Origin of the sequence: Micromonospora sp. NPDC005173 (assembly GCF_040608515.1) — a bacterium.
In the GTDB taxonomy this organism is placed as follows: Bacteria; Actinomycetota; Actinomycetes; order Mycobacteriales; family Micromonosporaceae; genus Micromonospora.
On sequence record NZ_JBEXIK010000001.1, the window covers coordinates 399,474 to 416,936 of the forward strand.

14 protein-coding genes and 1 riboswitch are annotated in these 17,463 nt (G+C 71.3%); of the genes, 5 read left to right on the plus strand and 9 right to left on the minus strand.

Features of this window, described 5'->3' with window-relative positions; translation table 11 throughout:
• Nucleotides 1-24 precede the first annotated feature (24 nt).
• The gene (locus ABZV00_RS01970) at nucleotides 25-1,065 is read right to left on the minus strand and encodes an NlpC/P60 family protein (protein WP_355601018.1); all 1,041 of its coding nucleotides are present in this window, start codon (nucleotides 1,063-1,065) and stop codon (nucleotides 25-27) included.
• Nucleotides 1,066-1,077: 12 nt separating this feature from the next.
• A riboswitch (cyclic di-AMP (ydaO/yuaA leader) is annotated at nucleotides 1,078-1,214 on the minus strand.
• A 232-nt stretch (nucleotides 1,215-1,446) separates the two neighbouring features.
• On the opposite strand from ABZV00_RS01970, the gene ABZV00_RS01975 reads away from it, so the two are divergent.
• A complete protein-coding gene (locus ABZV00_RS01975) occupies nucleotides 1,447-3,468 on the plus strand; it encodes a peptidoglycan recognition family protein (protein WP_355601020.1) in 2,022 nt (673 codons plus the stop codon).
• 55 nt (nucleotides 3,469-3,523) lie between these two features.
• Here ABZV00_RS01975 and ABZV00_RS01980 read toward each other — a convergent pair whose 3' ends face one another.
• The 5 genes from ABZV00_RS01980 to ABZV00_RS02000 all read right to left on the minus strand — a co-directional run bounded on the left by ABZV00_RS01980 (nucleotide 3,524) and on the right by ABZV00_RS02000 (nucleotide 9,880).
• Nucleotides 3,524-4,519 carry an NlpC/P60 family protein gene (locus tag ABZV00_RS01980; protein ID WP_355601022.1) on the minus strand — a complete coding sequence of 332 codons (996 nt, stop codon included), beginning with the start codon at nucleotides 4,517-4,519 and terminating at the stop codon, nucleotides 3,524-3,526.
• A gap of 183 nt (nucleotides 4,520-4,702) precedes the next feature.
• Nucleotides 4,703-5,704 carry a hemolysin family protein gene (locus ABZV00_RS01985; RefSeq protein ID WP_355601024.1) on the minus strand — a complete coding sequence of 334 codons (1,002 nt, stop codon included), beginning with the start codon at nucleotides 5,702-5,704 and terminating at the stop codon, nucleotides 4,703-4,705.
• Nucleotides 5,697-7,022, minus strand: coding sequence for a hemolysin family protein (locus tag ABZV00_RS01990; RefSeq protein ID WP_355601026.1), 1,326 nt, complete (start codon nucleotides 7,020-7,022; stop codon nucleotides 5,697-5,699). Before ABZV00_RS01990 ends, ABZV00_RS01985 begins: the two co-directional genes overlap by 8 nt.
• A 107-nt stretch (nucleotides 7,023-7,129) precedes the next feature.
• Entirely contained in the window at nucleotides 7,130-9,328 is a 2,199-nt protein-coding gene (locus tag ABZV00_RS01995; RefSeq protein WP_328422167.1) for a (Fe-S)-binding protein, read from the minus strand.
• A 288-nt stretch (nucleotides 9,329-9,616) separates the two neighbouring features.
• Complete coding sequence (locus ABZV00_RS02000) at nucleotides 9,617-9,880, minus strand: cell division protein CrgA (protein ID WP_355601029.1); 264 nt, start codon at nucleotides 9,878-9,880, stop codon at nucleotides 9,617-9,619.
• A gap of 222 nt (nucleotides 9,881-10,102) precedes the next feature.
• Here ABZV00_RS02000 and ABZV00_RS02005 point away from each other — a divergent pair, with 222 nt between their 5' ends.
• The 4 genes from ABZV00_RS02005 to ABZV00_RS02020 are packed head-to-tail and all read left to right on the plus strand — an operon-like array spanning nucleotide 10,103 to nucleotide 13,466.
• The gene (locus ABZV00_RS02005; RefSeq protein WP_355601031.1) at nucleotides 10,103-10,906 is read left to right on the plus strand and encodes a DUF881 domain-containing protein; all 804 of its coding nucleotides are present in this window, start codon (nucleotides 10,103-10,105) and stop codon (nucleotides 10,904-10,906) included.
• Nucleotides 10,903-12,516 (plus strand): class E sortase, encoded by a 1,614-nt coding sequence (locus tag ABZV00_RS02010; protein WP_355601033.1) that lies wholly within the window; start codon nucleotides 10,903-10,905, stop codon nucleotides 12,514-12,516. The genes ABZV00_RS02005 and ABZV00_RS02010 overlap by 4 nt, the downstream gene beginning before the upstream one ends.
• A 3-nt stretch (nucleotides 12,517-12,519) precedes the next feature.
• Entirely contained in the window at nucleotides 12,520-12,813 is a 294-nt protein-coding gene (locus ABZV00_RS02015; RefSeq protein WP_355601035.1) for a hypothetical protein, read from the plus strand.
• 2 nt (nucleotides 12,814-12,815) lie between these two features.
• Nucleotides 12,816-13,466, plus strand: a complete 651-nt coding sequence (locus tag ABZV00_RS02020; RefSeq protein ID WP_355601345.1) for an aminodeoxychorismate/anthranilate synthase component II — start codon at nucleotides 12,816-12,818, stop codon at nucleotides 13,464-13,466.
• 52 nt (nucleotides 13,467-13,518) lie between these two features.
• Here the strand turns inward: ABZV00_RS02020 and ABZV00_RS02025 are convergent, their stop codons facing one another.
• The 3 genes from ABZV00_RS02025 to ABZV00_RS02035 form a co-directional block, all read right to left on the minus strand.
• On the minus strand, nucleotides 13,519-14,073 hold the full coding sequence (locus ABZV00_RS02025; protein ID WP_355601037.1) for an ElyC/SanA/YdcF family protein: 555 nt from the start codon (nucleotides 14,071-14,073) through the stop codon (nucleotides 13,519-13,521).
• A 172-nt stretch (nucleotides 14,074-14,245) separates the two neighbouring features.
• Complete coding sequence (gene pknB, locus ABZV00_RS02030) at nucleotides 14,246-16,060, minus strand: Stk1 family PASTA domain-containing Ser/Thr kinase (RefSeq protein WP_355601039.1); 1,815 nt, start codon at nucleotides 16,058-16,060, stop codon at nucleotides 14,246-14,248.
• Nucleotides 16,057-17,463 carry a protein kinase gene (locus ABZV00_RS02035; protein ID WP_355601041.1) on the minus strand — a complete coding sequence of 469 codons (1,407 nt, stop codon included), beginning with the start codon at nucleotides 17,461-17,463 and terminating at the stop codon, nucleotides 16,057-16,059. Before ABZV00_RS02035 ends, pknB begins: the two co-directional genes overlap by 4 nt.

Below are 17,463 nucleotides of genomic sequence, written 5' to 3' on the forward strand. Positions count from 1 at the left end.
CGACGGGCCCCCGATCATCCGGGATCAGCCCGGGCGGCCGTAGCTGTGGATCGGGCCGTCGTCGACCTTCTTCATCTTGACGGGTTGGCCGGCCTGCGAGGCGTGCACGACCCAGCCATTGCCCACGTACATCCCGACGTGGTGGATGTCGCTGTAGTAGAAGACCAGGTCACCGGCGCGCAGGTCGGCCCTGCTGACATCCTTGGTCACCCGGCTCTGCTGGGCGGCGTTGTGCGGCAGCGACACCCCGGCCTTGGCCCACGCGGCCAGCATCAGCCCGGAGCAGTCGTACGAGTTCGGGCCCTCGGCACCCCAGACGTAGGGCTTGCCGATCTGGGCGCAGGCGAACTTGACGGCCACGCCGGCACCGCCGCCGGGGTAGCTGGCCGGGCAGGGCGCCGGACGCAGCGGACCGCCGCCGCCGTTGCCGTACACCTTGAGGCGCAGCTTCTGCAGCCGGTCGATCTCCTCGTTGATCTGCTTCTTCTTCGCGGCCAACTGGGCCTCGGTCCGGGTCAGCTGGGTCACCATCTCGTCCAGCGGCGCCTTCTGCCGGGCCAGCTCGTCGCGCAGGTCGGCGACCTGCCGGACATCCTGCTGCTGGTTGTGCGCGAACCGGTCGAGCATCTCAAGCTGCCCGACGACCTCGCTGGGCGATCGGCTGCCCAGCACCGCGTTGACGGTGGAGACGTTCTCGCCCTTGTACGCGCGGACGGCGAGGGCGCTGACCTTGTCCATGGCAGCGTCGACCTGGCGCTCCAGTGGGGCGATCCGGGCGGCCAGCGCGTCGGCCTGCTTGCGCTTGACGGCCAGGTCGGCCCGGGTGGCGTTGTGTCGTTCGATGATCGGTTCGAGCTTGTTCCAGTCGGCGTCGATCTGGCGCTCGATCTCGGCGACGGACGGGTCCGCGTGGGCCGCCGTGGCGCTGCCGGTCAGGACGACGGCGACGCCGACCAGTGCGGCGAGAGCGGTGGTGAAGCGGGACCAGCGTGAGCGCGGCACGATCGACGTCGGGCCGGCTGACGCCGACCGCTCGGACGACGGCCGCGGGGCATGGAGTGCCACCGGGTTCCGTACTCCTTCTTCCTGACCGCCTACCGGGTTAGCTGACGGGTTCGGGCGGGAAGTTGGCGCCCTACCGCAGTAGCTGCGGATTCACCCCGGGAAAACCTGGGTCCCCGGTTCGCTCGGAAGCGACTCGGCGGTGTCGGTCCGTCACCACCCGGGCTGGGCGGACCTGCTATCGGGCCGACGAATGACCAGAGTAGAGACGGCTGTTACCGATCCGCAACCCGACGGGCCGTAACAGTGTGCACCGACGACCGGAGCGGTGACCGGATCCGAAGATTTCTTTCCGTCGGCGTTGATACATAGAAAGGTATTGACGACGCGCCGGCCCCGGGGTCAAGGTGACCAAACCTTCACCCGTCCGATCTGGGGGGTTCGATGCACCGTACAACCCTGTCGGCGAGCAGGCGCGCCCTGCTCGCCACGGCCGTGGTCGCCGCCACCACGGTTGCACCGTTCAGCGTCGGTCCGGCCACGGCTGCGCCGGCCGACGACCGGCAGCAGCAGTACGCCGCCGCAGCCGCCGAGTACGGCGTGCCGGAGAGCATCCTGCTCGGCGTCTCGTATCTGGAGTCCCGCTGGGACACCCATCCCGGCACCCCGAGCACCAGTGGCGGCTACGGCCCGCTGCACCTGACCGACGCCGCCCACGTCACCACGCTGCCCGCCGGTGGCCACGTCGACGAGGGCGAGGACCCGCGCGGCGACGAGTCCCGGCCGCTGACGGTCACCGCGCCCACGGTGACGGGATCACGGCAGGCCCCGCCCGCGGCGGCGGCGCTGCAGACCCTCCAGGCCGCGGCAAGCCTCGTCGGAGTCGGCGCGGAGACGCTCCGCTCCGATCCGGCCGCCAACATCCGGGGCGGGGCCGCGCTGCTCTCCTCGTACCAGAGGGATCTCGGCGGCCCGGTCGGTGCGGTGAGTGACCCCGGGGCCTGGTACGGCGCGGTGGCCCGGTACTCCGGCGCCGACACCGAGGCCGCCGCGGCGGCCTTCGCCGACGAGGTGTACGACCAGATTCGCGCCGGCGCGAGCCGGCGGACCGACGACGGCCACCAGGTCACCCTGACCGCCCGGGCGGTCAGCCCGGACGCCGGTGTGCTGCACCGGCTCGGGCTGCGGCGTGCGGAACGGCCGGACGGGCTGGAGTGCCCGGTCCGCCTCGCCTGCGAGTGGATTCCCGCGCCGTACGAGAAGTACGGGCCGGGTGCCGGCGACTACGGCAACCACGACCTGGGCAACCGGCCGGCACAGCAGAAGATCGAGTACATCGTCATCCACGACACCGAGGGCTACTTCGCGCCCAGCGTCGACCTGGTCAAGCAGGCGGACTATCTGGGCTGGCACTACACGCTGCGCTCGGTGGACGGCTACGTGGCCCAGCACATCAAGGCCAAGGACGTCGGCTGGCAGGCCGGCAACTGGTACGTCAACGCCAAGTCGATCGGCATCGAGCACGAGGGCTTCGCCGGGCAGGGCACCTGGTACACCGAGGCGATGTACCGCACGTCGGCCAAGCTGGTGCGGCACCTGGCGTTGCGGTTCAACATCCCGCTCGACCGCCAGCACATCATCGGCCACGACAACGTGCCCGGCACCATCGCGGCGAATGTCGGCGGCATGCACTGGGACCCAGGGCCCTACTGGGACTGGTCGCACTACTTCGACCTGCTCAAGGCCCCGTTCCGGACCACCGGCACGGCCCGGACCGGCCTGGTCACCATCGACCCGGACTTCGCCACCAACCGGCCGGCCTTCTACGGCTGCAACCAGCAGCCGCCGGGCGTGCCGACCCCGGTGCCGCCAGCCGCGCCGTGCCCGCTCCGCGGCTCGTCCGCGGTGCTCCTGCGCAACGCGCCCAACCACGACGCACCGCTGGTCAACGACCTCGGTGAGCGCCCGGACGGCTCACCGGACACGATGTACATCTCCGACCACGGTGCCCGCGCCTCGGCCGGCCAGACGTACGCGGTGGCGGAGGTCCGCGGCGACTGGACGGCGATCTGGTACCTCGGCCAGAAGGCCTGGTTCCACAACCCCGCCTCGGCGCCGACCGCGAAGTGGGCCACGGGCTTCGTGGTGACGCCGAAACGCGGGAGGGCCACCATCCCGGTCTACGGGCGGGCCTACCCGGAGCAGGACGCCTACCCGGCCGAGGTGCCCTACCAGGCCATCTCGCCATTGCAGTACACGTTCGCCGCCGGGCAGCGGTACGCGGTGGGCGGGATCCTGCCGAGCGAGTACTACCGCGCGACCACCTTCGACGGGTCCTCGCCCGGGGACTGGACGGTCGTCCGCGGTGACCTGCGCTACGTGCAGGTCCAGTTCGGTCACCGGATCATGTACGTCGATCTCGCCGACGTGCAGTTGCTGCCGTCCCCGCTGGGCGCGCCCCGCTGAGAACCACGACGGCCCCCGGTCGCTGACCGGGGGCCGTCGTCGTGCGCGATCTGGATCAGGGTCTGCGGAACCCGGCGACCGGCATGTTGTTGATGCTGGCCACCTGCACCGGTTTACCGGCGCGTGGCGCGTGCACCATCTGGTCGTTGCCCAAATACAGGCCGACATGGTGCAGGTCGCTGAAGAAGAAGACCAGGTCACCCGGACGGGCGTCGGCTCGTGAGATGGCCTTGCCCTCGTGCCACTGGTCACCGGTGTGGTGGGTGAGGCTGATCCCGGCCGCCTTGTAGGCGTACTGGGTCAGACCCGAGCAGTCGAACGAGTTCGGGCCGGTGGCGCCCCAGACGTACGGCTTGCCGATCTTGCCGCAGGCGGTCCTGATCGCGGTGCGGGCCTTGTCGCTGACCACACCGTTGATCGTCGGGCAGCCCGCGGTCTTGACCGTGGTCTTCGGCAGGGACGCCTCGAGCCGCTTGATCTCGACGTCGATCTGCTTCTTCTTGGCCGCCAGGTCGTTCTGCTGCTTGGTCTGGGTGACGATCAGCGCGTCGAGCTTCTGCTTCTCGCCGTCGTACTTGGCCCGCACGGCCAGCACGCCCTCGACCTCCTTGCGCTCCTGCGAGGCCAGCCGGTCGAGGACGGTGAGCTGCTCGGTGAGCGTGTCCGGCTTGGCGCTGACCAACAGGGCGCCGATGTCGTGCGACGGGCCCGAAATGTAGTACCGGGAAGCGAGGTCACCGACCCGGTTCAGCGCCAACTCACTCTGCAGCGCCAACGGCTCGATCTTCTTCTGCAGGTCCCCCGACTTCTTTCGGTTGACCTTCAGCTGCGCTCGCACCTTGTTGTACTGCTCGATGGTGGGCTCCAACTGCTCCCACTGCTTGTCGATCTGCGCCTCGATCTCGTCGACCGAGGGTGCGGCCTGCACCGGCGCGGTGAGGAGACCGGCACCGACGGCTGCGGCGGCGACCAGGACGAGTAGACGGTGGGCGACCCGGCGCAGACCGCCCGGCCGAGCGGACAGTCCAGGGGCCTGACGATGAGGGGGCATGATTGCCACCGGCACCGACTCCTTTGCAACCGACCGCCGGGCGCCTCGCGTGAGGGAAGGGCCGAGGCAGACGACCCACAGCGGTCGGTGCCCCACATTAGGGGAACTGTCGGGCCGCAATCAAGGCGAACGGTGTCACCGTCACTGTCGCGCAACCGCTTGCACACAAAGGGTATTGGCCGATTAGCCAACGATTGCGGTCAATACGTCGTCGAGGGTGACCACGCCAAGCGGGCGCCGGCCGTCGCTGACGAGCACCATGTGCCGCCGCTCGCGGCGCATGGCCAGCAGCAGGTCGGCCAGCGTGCGCTCCGGCGGCACCACCGCCAGCGGCCGGTACACCTGCGCCGGAACCGGCGCCCGGCGACCCTGCCCGGCGTACCCGAGCACGTCCTTGACGTGGACGAAACCGAGCACCCGGCGGGTGGACCGCTGCACCACCGGGAACCGCGACCGGCCGGTCCGGGTCGCCAGCACCTCCAGCGACGCCGGTGAGACGTCCTCGGCCACCGTCACGACCGTCGACCACGGCTGCAACGCATCCGCCGCGGTCCGGCTGTGCAGGGCCAGCGCACCGGTGATCCGGGCGTGCTGCTCGGCGTCGAGCAACCCCTCGGTACGCGCCTGGGAGACCAGCCCGGCCAACTCCTCGGCGGTGAACACCGTCTTCACCGCCTCGGACGCCTCGATCCGCCAGAGGGCGAGGACCCGGCGGGCCGCCCATTTCATCGCCAGCAGCAGCGGCTTGGTGGCCACGCAGAACGCCAGCATGGCTGGGCCGAGCCAGAGCGCGGAGAGCTCCGGACCGGCCAGCGTGATGTTCTTCGGCACCATCTCGCCGACCACCGTGTGCAGGAAGACCACCACAACCAGCGCCAGCACGAACGCCACCGGGTGCACCGCCCGCTCGGGCAGACCGGCCGCGTGGAACGGCGTCTCCAGCAGGTGGGCCAGCGCCGGCTCGGCGATCGCGCCGAGGCCCAGTGAGCAGACCGTGATGCCGAGCTGCGCGCCGGCGATCATCAACGGGATCTGGTTCATCGCCGACAGCGCCCAGCGGGCCCGCTTCGAGTCGGCGGCCAACGGCTCGATCACCGTCCGCCGGGACGCGATGAGCGCGAACTCGCTGCCCACGAAGAACCCGTTGCCGAGCAACAGCACCACGGTCACCAGCAGCTCAGTCATCGCTGTCCGGCTCCGCCGGGCGCAGCACCCGTACCTGCTCGATCCGGTGCCGCTCCACCTCCACCACCGTGAACTCCCAGCCATCCGCCTCGACCGTTTCACCGGCCAGCGGGATGTGCCCGAGGCGGGCCATCAGGAACCCGGCCAGCGTCTCGTACGGCCCCTCGGGCAGCCGGAAACCGGTCTGCTCGGCCAGCTCGTCGGAGCGCAGCACCCCGTCGACCAGCACGGTGCGCTCCCCGCCCGGCACGGTCAGCTCGGCCGGACCGGTGTCGTCCACGCTGGCCGGGTCGAACTCGTCGGCGATCTCCCCGACCAATTCCTCGACCAGGTCCTCCACGGTCACCACGCCGTCCGTGCCGCCGTACTCGTCGACCACGATGGCCAGGTCCGCACCGGCCGCCTTCAACGCGGCCAGCACACCGTCCAGGTCGAGGCTCTCCGGCACGTACACCGGCTCGCGGGCCACCGAGCCGACCATGGTCGACGCCCGCTTGCCCAGCGGCACACCCAGCGCGTCCGGCACCCCCGCCACGCCGGTGACCAGGTCCAGGGTCTCCTCGTACACCGGGAACCGGGTCCGTCCGGTCTGCCGGGACAGGTCAAGCAGCTCGGCCACGGTGGCCGTGGCGCGCAGCGCCACCACGTCCACCCGGGGGGTCATCGCCTCGGCCGCCCGCTTGTCACCGAAGCGGATGGTGCGACGCAGCAGCATCGCGGTGTCCGTCGGCAACGCGCCGGCCCGGGCCGAGATGGCTGCCAGCAGACCCAGTTCCTCCGGTGAGCGGGCGCTGGCCAGTTCCTCCTGCGGTTCCACGCCGAGCGCCCGAACCAGCCGGTTCGCGGAGCCGTTCAACCCCCGGATCACCCAGCCGAACGTGCGGGAGAAGGTGTGCATCGGGCCGGCGGTGGCCAGGGCGGCCGGCATCGGCCGGGCCAGCGCCGCGTTCTTGGGCACCAGCTCGCCGAAGAGCATGGAGATCAGAGTGGCCAGGGCCAATGCCAGGAACGGGGTGTAACGCTCGCTGTCGTCGCCGGCTACCGGGCGCAGCAGCGGGGTGAAGATGCGGGCGAGGGCCGGCTCGGCCAGGTAGCCGGTGAGCAGCGCGGTGATGGTGATGCCGAGCTGCGCCCCGGAGAGCTGGAAGGACAGCCCGCGCAGTGCGGTGCGTACTCTCCGGGCGGCCTCGTCGCCGGCTGCGGCCCGCCGGTCGATCTCCGAACGATCGACCGTCACCAGGGCGAACTCGGCCGCGACGAAGAACGCGTTGCCGGCGGTCAGCGCAACGAAACCGACCAGGGGCAGCAGCGTGGTCAAGAGTAGGCCGTCGATGTTCGCCTCACCTCGGCGAGATTCTTACACGACGACGGCGGCACCCGTGGGTGCCGCCGCCGTCGACCATCTCGACCCAGGGGGTACGGGCCTCAGCCGGCGACCGGCGTGGCCTCCTTCTCGCCCTGCGGCTGCTCCGGCTTGACCGAGCGGAGCAGGACGGTGGCCACGTCGATGACCTCGACCTGTTCCCCGGCGCCCTTACCGTTCACCCCGTCGCTGAGCATCGTCGAGCAGAACGGGCAACCGACGGCGACCGTCTTCGCCCCGGTGGCCATGGCCTCCTCGACCCGGTCCACGTTGATCCGCTTGCCGATCTTCTCTTCCATCCACATCCGGGCACCGCCGGCGCCGCAGCAGAAGGAGCGCTCGCTGTTACGCGGCATCTCGGTGAGCTCGCCCTCGATGGCGTCCCCCAGCACCTCTCGGGGAGCCGCGAAGACCCGGTTGTGCCGACCCAGGTAGCAGGGGTCGTGGTACGTGACCCCGCCGTCGACCGGCTGCACCGGGGTGAGCTTGCCGGTGGACACCAGGTGGGCCAGGAGCTGGGTGTGGTGGACCACCTCGAACTCGCCGCCGAGCTGGCCGTACTCGTTGCCCAGGGTGTTGAAGCAGTGCGGGCAGGTGGCCACGATCTTGCGCTTGGCCTTCTCCCGGCCCTCGAACGCCTCGTTCAGCGTCTCCACGTTCTGCTGGGCGAGCATCTGGAAGACGAACTCGTTGCCGATCCGGCGCGCCGGATCGCCGGAGCAGGTCTCGCCCTCGCCCAGGATCGCGAACTTCACGCCCGCCTCGTTGAGCAGGGTGGCCACGGCGCGGGTGGTCTTCTTGGCCCGGTCCTCGAACGCACCGGCACAGCCGACCCAGAACAGGTACTCGAAGTCGTCCACCTCGCCGACCCGGGGCACCTCGAAGTCGAGCCCCTTGGTCCAGTCCTCGCGGGTGTTCTGCGGGGCGCCCCACGGGTTGCCCTTGTTCTCCAGGTTGCGCAGCATGACGCCGGCCTCAGAGGGGAAGCTCGACTCGATCAGCACCTGGTAGCGACGCATGTCGACGATGTGGTCCACGTGCTCGATGTCCACCGGGCACTGCTCGACGCAGGCGCCACAGGTGGTGCAGGACCAGAGCACGTCCGGGTCGATGACGCCGCCCTCCTCGGCGGTGCCGATCAGCGGGCGGTCGGCCTCGGCCAGCGCCAGCACGTCGACGTGCGCGAGCTGCGCCGCGGTGGCCTTCTCCTCGCCGGTCAGGTCCTTGCCGCCGCCGGCCAGCAGGTAGGGCGCCTTGGCGTACGCGTGGTCCCGCAGGCTCAGCACGAGCAGCTTGGGTGACAGCGGCTTGCCGGTGTTCCAGGCCGGGCACTGCGACTGGCAGCGACCGCACTCGGTGCAGGTGCTGAAGTCCAGCAGACCCTTCCAGCTGAACTGCTCGACCTGGGCGACGCCGAACTGGTCCTTCTCCGGGTCGGCCTCCTCGAAGTCGAGCGGCTTACCCTGGCTCGTCATCGGGCGCAGCGCGCCGAGGCCGGAGCCGGCCGGCCGGGCCGGCTCCCGCTTGAAGAAGATGTTGGGGAACGCCAGGAAGCGGTGCCAGGCGACACCCATGGTGACGTTCAGCGAGATGACGATGAGCCAGGTCATCGAAATGATGATCTTGATGGCAGCCGCGACGCTGACCCCGTCCGCCCAGTCGGGCAGCACCGCGCCGACCGCGTGGCTGAACGGGGTGGCCCAGAACGGGAACTCGAAGTGGTCGGTGGCGACCTTGAAGCCCCGGATCACGAACCCGAAGATCAGGACCAGCAGCACGATCCACTCGACGAAGTAGCCCTGCCACATCGTCGATCCGGTGAACCGGGACCGTCCGCCCGGCCGGTTCGGCCGGTTGCGCAGCCGGATCGCCATCAGCACCAGGATCCCGACCAGGCCCAGCACGCCGATGATCTCGGTGACCAGACCGAAGATGGTCCAGTGCCCGATGATCGGCAACCCGCCATCCGTGGTTGCCACCTCGAAGTACGCCTCGAGCACCAGCAGCGACAGCACGATGAAGCCGACCATCACGAACCAGTGCGCCGCACCCACCACGCCCCACTTGAGCATCCGGGTGTGGCCGGCGGTCTCCACCAGCATGGTCTTCGCACGGGCGGCCTTGTCGGCGAACCGCTCCGGCGCGGGCTGCCCGAGCCGGATGACTGCCACCATCTTCATGACCGCACGTACCGCAAGCCACACCGCCACGGCGGTGATGGCGGCCGCGAGGATCGTGGTGACGATCTGGACGCTGCCCATCGAGTTGGCCTCCCGGTCTGCTGCCTGTCCAGCGGTTCAGCGACCGGGGCCGGGTCAGGACGGGGTCGGCGTCGCGCCGCTGCCGCACCTGCGACCGGACCGGTCGATGACCTCGCTCCGCTCGGTCATGCAGTGCAGCCTACGCGCAAGGTTACCCATCGGTAACGTGAGTCATCTCGCAGTAGGCCACGCCGCCCTGCGGACACCATAGGGTGCCCCGCCCGGCCTTGCCGGGCAGGGGTTCGACGGGGTGACGTGGATCCGCCGACGCGGCGGCGCCGAGCCGGCTCAGCGCCAGCGGGAGAGCAGCGCTAGCGAGGCGACCATCGCGCCGAAGCCCACCGCGAGGTTCCAGTAATTCCAGGACGCGACCGGGTACTGCTGCTCGGAGAGGTAGTAGACCACCAGCCAACCGATGCCGACGACGATCAAGGCGACCGCCGTGACCGGCAGCCACACCGGGCTAGGCTTGCGCGTCGACGCCGCCGTCGTCGGACGAACGTCCGTCGGCGGGGTGTACACCTTCTTCTTGCGGACCTGAGACTTGGGCACGACGCTCTCCAGAGGGGGTGACGACCTCGTCCGGCCTGACAACCGGGCGCAGGGGCGACGGTCCATGGCCAATAATGTTCGAAAGCTAGCGTAGTCCCGAACGCCCGCCTGGACCACGAATGGGGTCAGGCCGGTGCACGGAGTGACCGAAAAAGGCGGGACTGTTCGGATCACCGGCCCCTGCCGGGGCGGACGATCCCCGACACGCGGAAGGAACGCTCGGTGGAGTACACATCCGGCGCAGCCTCCTGGCAGAAGGTCCTCCGACGGGCTGGCGCCGGGCTGCTGCCCCGGCGGCCGCGTCAACGCCGACCGGGCTGGTCGATCGGGGTGCCCCTGATCGCCGCCGCAGCGGGACTGCTCTTCACCACCACCGCGACCACCGCCGGCGGCACCGCGCTGCGTGAGGACCGGCGGCCCCAGCTCAACCAACTCATCGAGGACCGCCGCGAGCAGGTGGCGGCGAGCGAGCGACGGGCCGCCACCCTGCGCGGCGAGGTCGAGCAACGGACCGACGCGCTGGCCGACTCGGACGGCCCGATCAAGGCCCAGCAGGAGCGCGGCGTGGGCAGTCTCCAGGCCGCCGGGTTCACCGCGCTGACCGGCACCGGGGTGACGGTGGAGCTGGACGACGCTCCGCGCCGCAGCGACAAGACGCCCTCGGACGCCAGCAACGACGACCTCGTGGTGCACCAGGGTGACGTACAGGCCGTGGTCAACGCGCTCTGGGCAGGCGGAGCGGAGGCCATGTCAATCATGAACGTCCGCGTGCTCGCCACCAGCGCGGTACGCTGCGTCGGTAACACCCTGCTGCTACATGGTCGGGTGTACTCCCCCCCGTTCAAGATCGTAGCAATCGGCGATCCCGCTGCCCTCCAGCAGGCCCTCGCCAGCTCTGAGGGAGTCCGGTTGTTCAAGGACGCAGTCGACGACTACCAGCTCGGCTACAAGGAGTTCGCCTCCACGGTGACAGTCCCGGCGTTCGAGGACTCGACCGCCCTGCGCTCGGCGACGGTGCCCGAATGAGCGGCCCGGACGAGCGGCGCGACGGGCGACACCGGGACCAGGCCGACGAGCCGACGGCGTTCCTGCCCAAGGTCGACCGGCCCGAGCCGACACCGGGCCGGCCTGAGCCGACGCCCGACCAGCCTGAGCCGACACCGGGCCGACCTGGCTCGACCGGCAACTGGCCCGATCCCGTGCTGCCCACCCGATCCCGCGCGACCCGCCCGCCGGCCGCCCCCGAGCCGCCGGCTGCCGCCGGTCCTTCCTCCCGGGACGACCGGTCGGCCCCGCCGCCGGCCAGCCGCACCGAGCACCCTCCGCGCAGCGAGCGCCCGGCCCAGCCGAGCGCGACCCGACCCGACCCGCAGCGCGCCGCGGGCCACCCGGGCGCCGAAGCCCCGCCGCCCTGGCCCGGTGCCGCAGCCGCTGGGCTCGGCTCGCCCGGCGGGTCCGGCCATCCTCCCGCCGTCCCCGGTCGACCGACCACACCCAGCCAGGGACCGGTCCGGCCGGCTGCCCCCGGCAACGCCCCGACCCGGCCGCCGACCCCCGCTACCCCGAACCCGCCGGCGGCTCCCCGTAGCCCGGCCCCGTCGGGTGGCGACGCGCCGACCGCGTTCATTCCCAAGGTCGGCCCCGGTCCCGCGCGGGCGACCGGCTCCCCGGCCGCCCCGGTCTCTCCGGCCGCACCGGATCGCGCCGCGGACCCAGCCGCCACCCAGCTGATCCCGGCCGTGCCCGCCAGGCCCTCGACCCGCCCGCCGGCCATGGACTCCACCGCGCTGATGGGTGCCGTCCCCCGCACGGCGACCCCCGACGAGCCGGCCGGTGCCGAGGACAGCGCCGCCGAGCCGCCCCGGCCTCGACGTGGCGAGCGGGTGGTCCAACTCCGGCCGCACCAGACCGGCGAGGGCTACAAGAGCGTCTACTCGGAGCTCACCCGCCCGTCGCTCGGCTCCCGACTGCGCTCCGGCATCCGGGTCACCGGCGAGGTCCTGATCACCTTCGGCCTGGTGGTGCTGCTCTTCGCCGGCTACGAGGTCTGGGGCAAGTCGGCCATCGTCGACGCCCACCAGAACGACCTCAGCCAGGAGCTCGCCCAGGCGTGGGGCCCCACCGACGACCCGACGGTCGTCCCGTCAGCCGCCGCCCCCAGCGTCAAGCCGTCACCACCGGTGCGCGGCAAGCCGATCGCGGGGCTCTACATCCCCAAGCTCGACAAGAACTGGGTGGTCGTCGAGGGCGTCACCCAGGCCGACATCCGGTACGCCCCGGGTCACTACCCGACCAGCGCGCTGCCCGGCCAGGTCGGCAACTTCTCCGTCGCCGGCCACCGCAACCGGGCGACCTTCTGGCGGCTGGACGAGTTGAACGACGGCGACGCCATCGTGGTCGAGGGCAAGACCGACTGGTACGTCTACCGGGTGTCGCAGTCCCGGATCGTCAAGCCGACCCAGGTCGAGGTGGTGGCCCCGGTACCCGGCGAACCGGACAAGAAGCCGACCAAGCGGATGCTCACCCTGACCACCTGCAACCCGAAGTTCGACAACTACCAGCGCCTGATCATCCACGCTGAGCTGGACCGGACCCAACCAAAGTCGGCGGGCCGCCCGGCGGAGCTGGGGGGCTGACCGATGTACGCGTTCATCTGGCGCAAACTGCCGTTCGGCCTGGCCGGCAAGCTGACCGGCTCGGTGCTGCTCGCCGCCGCCGCGGTGGCCCTGCTCTGGTATGTGGCCTTCCCGTGGGCCGAGCCACTGCTGCCCTTCGACGATGTGCAGGTCACCCAGGACTCCGGCGTCCCGGGAGACCCGGGCGGCGGTGACGCGGTGACCGGGGAGACCGGGGAGACCCCGGCCGGCGACGAGCACGAGCTGCCCTACGACACCGACCAGAACAACCCCGCGCCATCCTCCCCGAACAGGTGACCATGCGCGTCCTGGTGATCGACAACTACGACTCGTTCGTCTTCAACCTCGTGCAGTATCTAGGCCAGCTCGGGGTGGACTGCGAGGTCCGCCGCAACGACGAGATCGACGTCGCCGAGGTGGGCAAGATGGGCGCGGCCGGCATCCTGCTCTCACCCGGGCCGGGCAGCCCCGACCGGGCCGGCATCTGCCTGGACGTCATCCGGGAGTACGCGGGCGAGCTGCCGATCTTCGGCGTCTGCCTCGGCCACCAGGCGATCGGCGAGGCGTTCGGGGCGACCGTGACCCGCGCCCCCGAGCTGCTGCACGGCAAGACCTCCGAGGTACGGCACCACTCCGTCGGCGTACTCGCCGGGCTGCCCGATCCGTTCACCGCCACCCGCTACCACTCGCTGGCCGTGCTGCCCGAGACGCTCCCCGACGAGCTGGAGGTCACCGGCTGGACCGGCTCCGGCGTGGTGATGGCGATGCGGCACCGGACGCTGCCGATCGAAGGAGTGCAGTTCCACCCGGAGTCGGTGCTCACCGAGGGCGGTCACCTGATGCTGGCCAACTGGCTCGCCGCCTGCGGCTACCGGGAGGCGCTGGAACGCGCCCCGGAACTCGCCGCCGAGGTCGACGCCCGCCGGCGCGCCGCCTTCGCCACCACCTGAAACCACGCCGGCCGGCCTCCCCGGACCGTATATGCGGTCTCTCAGCGCACGTTCAGCCCTTCAGCGCGTCCTGCACGGCCGGATTGACGGGTGAATGGACCGCGGGCGGCCTGCGCCGGAAAGCGTCCCACGCCGCCTTGCCACTGGCGAAGTAGTCCCGGACCGACTTCTCGACGAGCAGGGCCGGCCCGCAGCCGGTGCAGCGAGCGGTCACTCCGTCGGCATCGAGGCCGAGATGTCGGCACAGCGTCACGGCCCGCGACAGGTGGTAGGACTGGGTCACGATCAGGGCCCGCTCGACGCCGTACACCTCACGCGCCCGGGCACAACTGTCGTAGGTGTCCAGGCCAAACGGGTCAGCCACCACGCGACGCGGATCGACACCGAGCTCCGTCAGGTACGACGTCATCACCGCCGGCTCGTCACCTGACGTACCGCCCCCGTCGCCCGACACGAGGACCACCCGGGCCCGTCCGCTGGTCACCAACTCGGCGGCGGTCTCCAGGCGGCCGGCCAGCCGGTCCCCCGGTCGACGTCGATCAGGCGCCACGGCGGTGCCGAGGACGATCACGACGTCGACGGCCGGCGCGTCGGCCTCGTCGTACACATGGCCGCGTGCGGCAATCGTCGTCCACAGCCACGGAAGACTGGCGAGCAACAGCGCGGCCGAGCCCAGGACGGCCGCGCGCCTGAGGCGTCGAGGCCACCGGCTGGCCCGGGCGGCACCGGGAGAGCCGGCGACACTCATACCGATGGGCCCGGGAACCGGGACACCCGGCCTATTCCTCCGGAAGACGGGTCGGCGGGATGAACGGCAGACCGGAGCCGCCCCCGTTGCCGGTCGGCGTGCCGGTCGGCGTCGGCGTCGGCGTCACCGGCGTGGTTGGCGTCGGGTCGACCTTCTCCGGGATGCCGATCTCGATGGTCACCGTCTTGTTCTGGGCCAGCTCGGTGCCGGGATCCGGGCTCTGCTTCTGGACCCGCCCGGCCTGGTCGGCCGGCACCTCGTCACCGTCGCGGAAAGCGACCTTGTAACCCGCCTCGCGAAGCTCCTGGGCAGCCTCGTCCCGGGTCGAATTGATCACGTTGGGCACCTTGCCAACGTTGCCCCGGGACACGTCGACGGTCACCTTGCTGTCCTGAGGGACGGTGGACCCGGACGGTGGGGTCAGTTTGATCACGATGCCCTTCTGCGCCGGGTTGTCCACCGAACGTTCCTCGACCACCAACCCCAGATTCTCAAGTTGGGACTTGACGTTCTCGATCTGGGAGTTGACCAGGCCGGTAGGAATCTTCACGTCAGGCTTGCCGCCACAGATCTGGATGGTCACCGTGCTAGCCGGCTCCAGGCGGGTGCCCGGCTGCGGGCTCTGGCCGGCCACCGTGCCCTTCGTGCAGGTGGCGTTCTGGACCGCCTCGCCCTCCTGCGGCTGGAAGCCCGCGTTGCGGATCTCGGTGATCGCGGCGTCCTGGCTCTTGCCGGTGAGGGTGGGCACCGACTTCAGATCCTTGCCCTGCTGCTGGCTCCAGAGCAGGGCCGCGACCAGGGCGATCACCGCGAGCACGCCGACCGCGCTGAACATGGCGATCAGCCAGGAGGACGCCTTGCGCTGGCGCGGGTCGCCCACCCGGGCCGGGATCTGCCGGGTCTGCGGCGCACCGCCACCCGGCGGATAGCCGCCCCCGCCACCGGCGGGGGCCATGGCCACCGTCTCCGCCTCGCGCAGCACGGGAGTGGCCAGCACAGGCCGGCCAGCGGCGGCGCGGAGCAGGTCGGCGCGCATCTCGCCGGCGCTCTGGTACCGGTTGAGCGGGTTCTTCGACAGCGCCTTGAGCACGATGGCGTCGACCGCCGGGGTGACGTCCGGGTTGATGTCGCTCGGCGTCGGCGGCGTTTCCCGCACGTGCTGGTACGCGACGCTGACCGGGCTGTCCCCGACGAAGGGCGGGTGCCCGCAGACCAGTTCGAAGAGCACGCAGCCGGCCGCGTACACGTCGGAACGCGCGTCCACGGCCTCGCCGCGTGCCTGCTCCGGGGAGAGGTACTGCGCCGTGCCGATCACCGCGCTGGTCTGCGTCATGGTGGTCGCACCGCTGGCCAGCGCCCGGGCGATGCCGAAGTCCATCACCTTGACCTGGCCGGTCTGGGTGAGCATGACGTTGCCCGGCTTGATGTCCCGGTGGATGATGCCATGCCGGTGGCTGAACTCCAGCGCCGCGCACATGTCGGCGCAGATCTCCAGCGCCCGGCGGGGCTGCAGCCGGCCCTCGGCGCCGAGCACCTCCTTCAGGGTCCGTCCGTTGACGAACTCCATGACGATGAACGGCAGCGTCTCGCCGGTGGGCGCGGTCTCCTCGCCGGTGTCGTAGACCGCCACGATCGCCGGGTGGTTGAGCGAGGCGGCGTTCTGCGCCTCCCGACGGAACCGCATCTGGAACGTCGCGTCCCGGGCGAGGTCGGTGCGGAGCATCTTGATCGCGACGTCCCGACCGAGCCGGAGGTCGCGACCGCGGTGCACCTCGGCCATGCCGCCGTAGCCGAGCAGCTCGCCGACCTGGTACCTGCCACCGAGCAGGCGGGCCTGCGCTGTCATCGCGTCTGTCGTCCTTCGCTCGTCGTCGTCCCGCCGTCGCCCGGCTGGAGCCGTACCTCAAGACGGTACGACGTCCGGGTCGCATCGTCGCGTCCGTGCCGCAGTGCGCCGGACGTCGCGGTGTGCGGAGCCAGCGCACCGGCTTCGCCGGCCTGCGTCTGCTTCCGTAGGTTGTAGGAAATCACGCCGGAGCAGACCAGGACCAGTACGGCCAGCAGGATGGCGAGAAGCACCATCCCGGGCCGGGACCGGCGGGAATCGGGTGACGGCGCCGGGCCGGCCTGCCGGGCGTACGCCGGCGGGTGCTCCTGCCGGGTCTGCGCCGGCGGCACCGCCGCGGCGCCGCGCGGGTAACCGGTCGGCGCGACCGGCGGCCGGGCGTGCGGGACGGCCGGCGCGACGGCGGTGGGGCGGGGCTGCTGGGCCGGCGCGATCGCGGTCGGTCGCTGCCCGGCCGGCGGACGGTGCGGAGCGCCCGGCGGGCGAAGGTGCTGCGATTGCGGCACCTGTGCCCGGCCTGGCGCGGCGGGCGAGGACGGCGTCCCGGAGACCGGCCCGGGGTGGCCGCCGGCCCTGGCCTGCTGAGAGAGCGAGGCCTTGAGCTGGCGGGCGACCCCGGCGAGGGCGGCGGCGCTGGGCCAGCGGGCGGCCGGATCCTTGGCGAGCGCCCGTTCCACCACCGACCGGACCTGCGGCGGGATGTCGGCGGGCAGCGGCCGGGGCGTCTCCCGGACGTGCCGCATGGCGATGTCGAGCGCGTTGTCGCCCTCGAACGGTCGCCGCCCGGCGAGGCACTGGTAGGCGACCACGCCGAGCGCGTACACGTCGGACGCCGGGGTGGCCACCCCACCGGTGGCCTGCTCCGGTGAGATGTAGGAGGCGGTGCCGAGCACCGAACCCGCAGCGGTGAGCTGGCCGACCAGGTCGGAGCGGGCGATGCCGAAGTCGGTGAGCACGAGCGTGCCGTTCGGCCGGACCAGCAGGTTGCCCGGCTTCACGTCGCGGTGCACGATGCCCTTCTCGTGCGCGGCGTGCAAGGCGTCCGCAGCCTGCGCGACGAGGGCCATCGTCCGGGCTGGCGTGAGCCGGCCGACCCGACTCAGCGTGGACGACAGGGCGTCGCCCTCGACGTATTCCATGACCAGGAAGGCGATCTGCTGGTCGTTGCCGAAGTCGTAGACGTCCACGACGCCGGGGTGGTTGATGGTGGCCATAGTCCGGGCCTCGCCGCGGAACCGCTCGGCGAAGTCCGGGTCGTCGAGCAGCGCGGGGAGCAGGCTCTTCACCGCGACCGTGCGGCCGAGCACCTGGTCCGTGCCGCGCCAGACGTCGCCCATGCCGCCGCTGGCGATCCGCTCGTCGAGACGGTAGCGGTTGCCGAGCTGGACGCCGGGGCTGAGCAT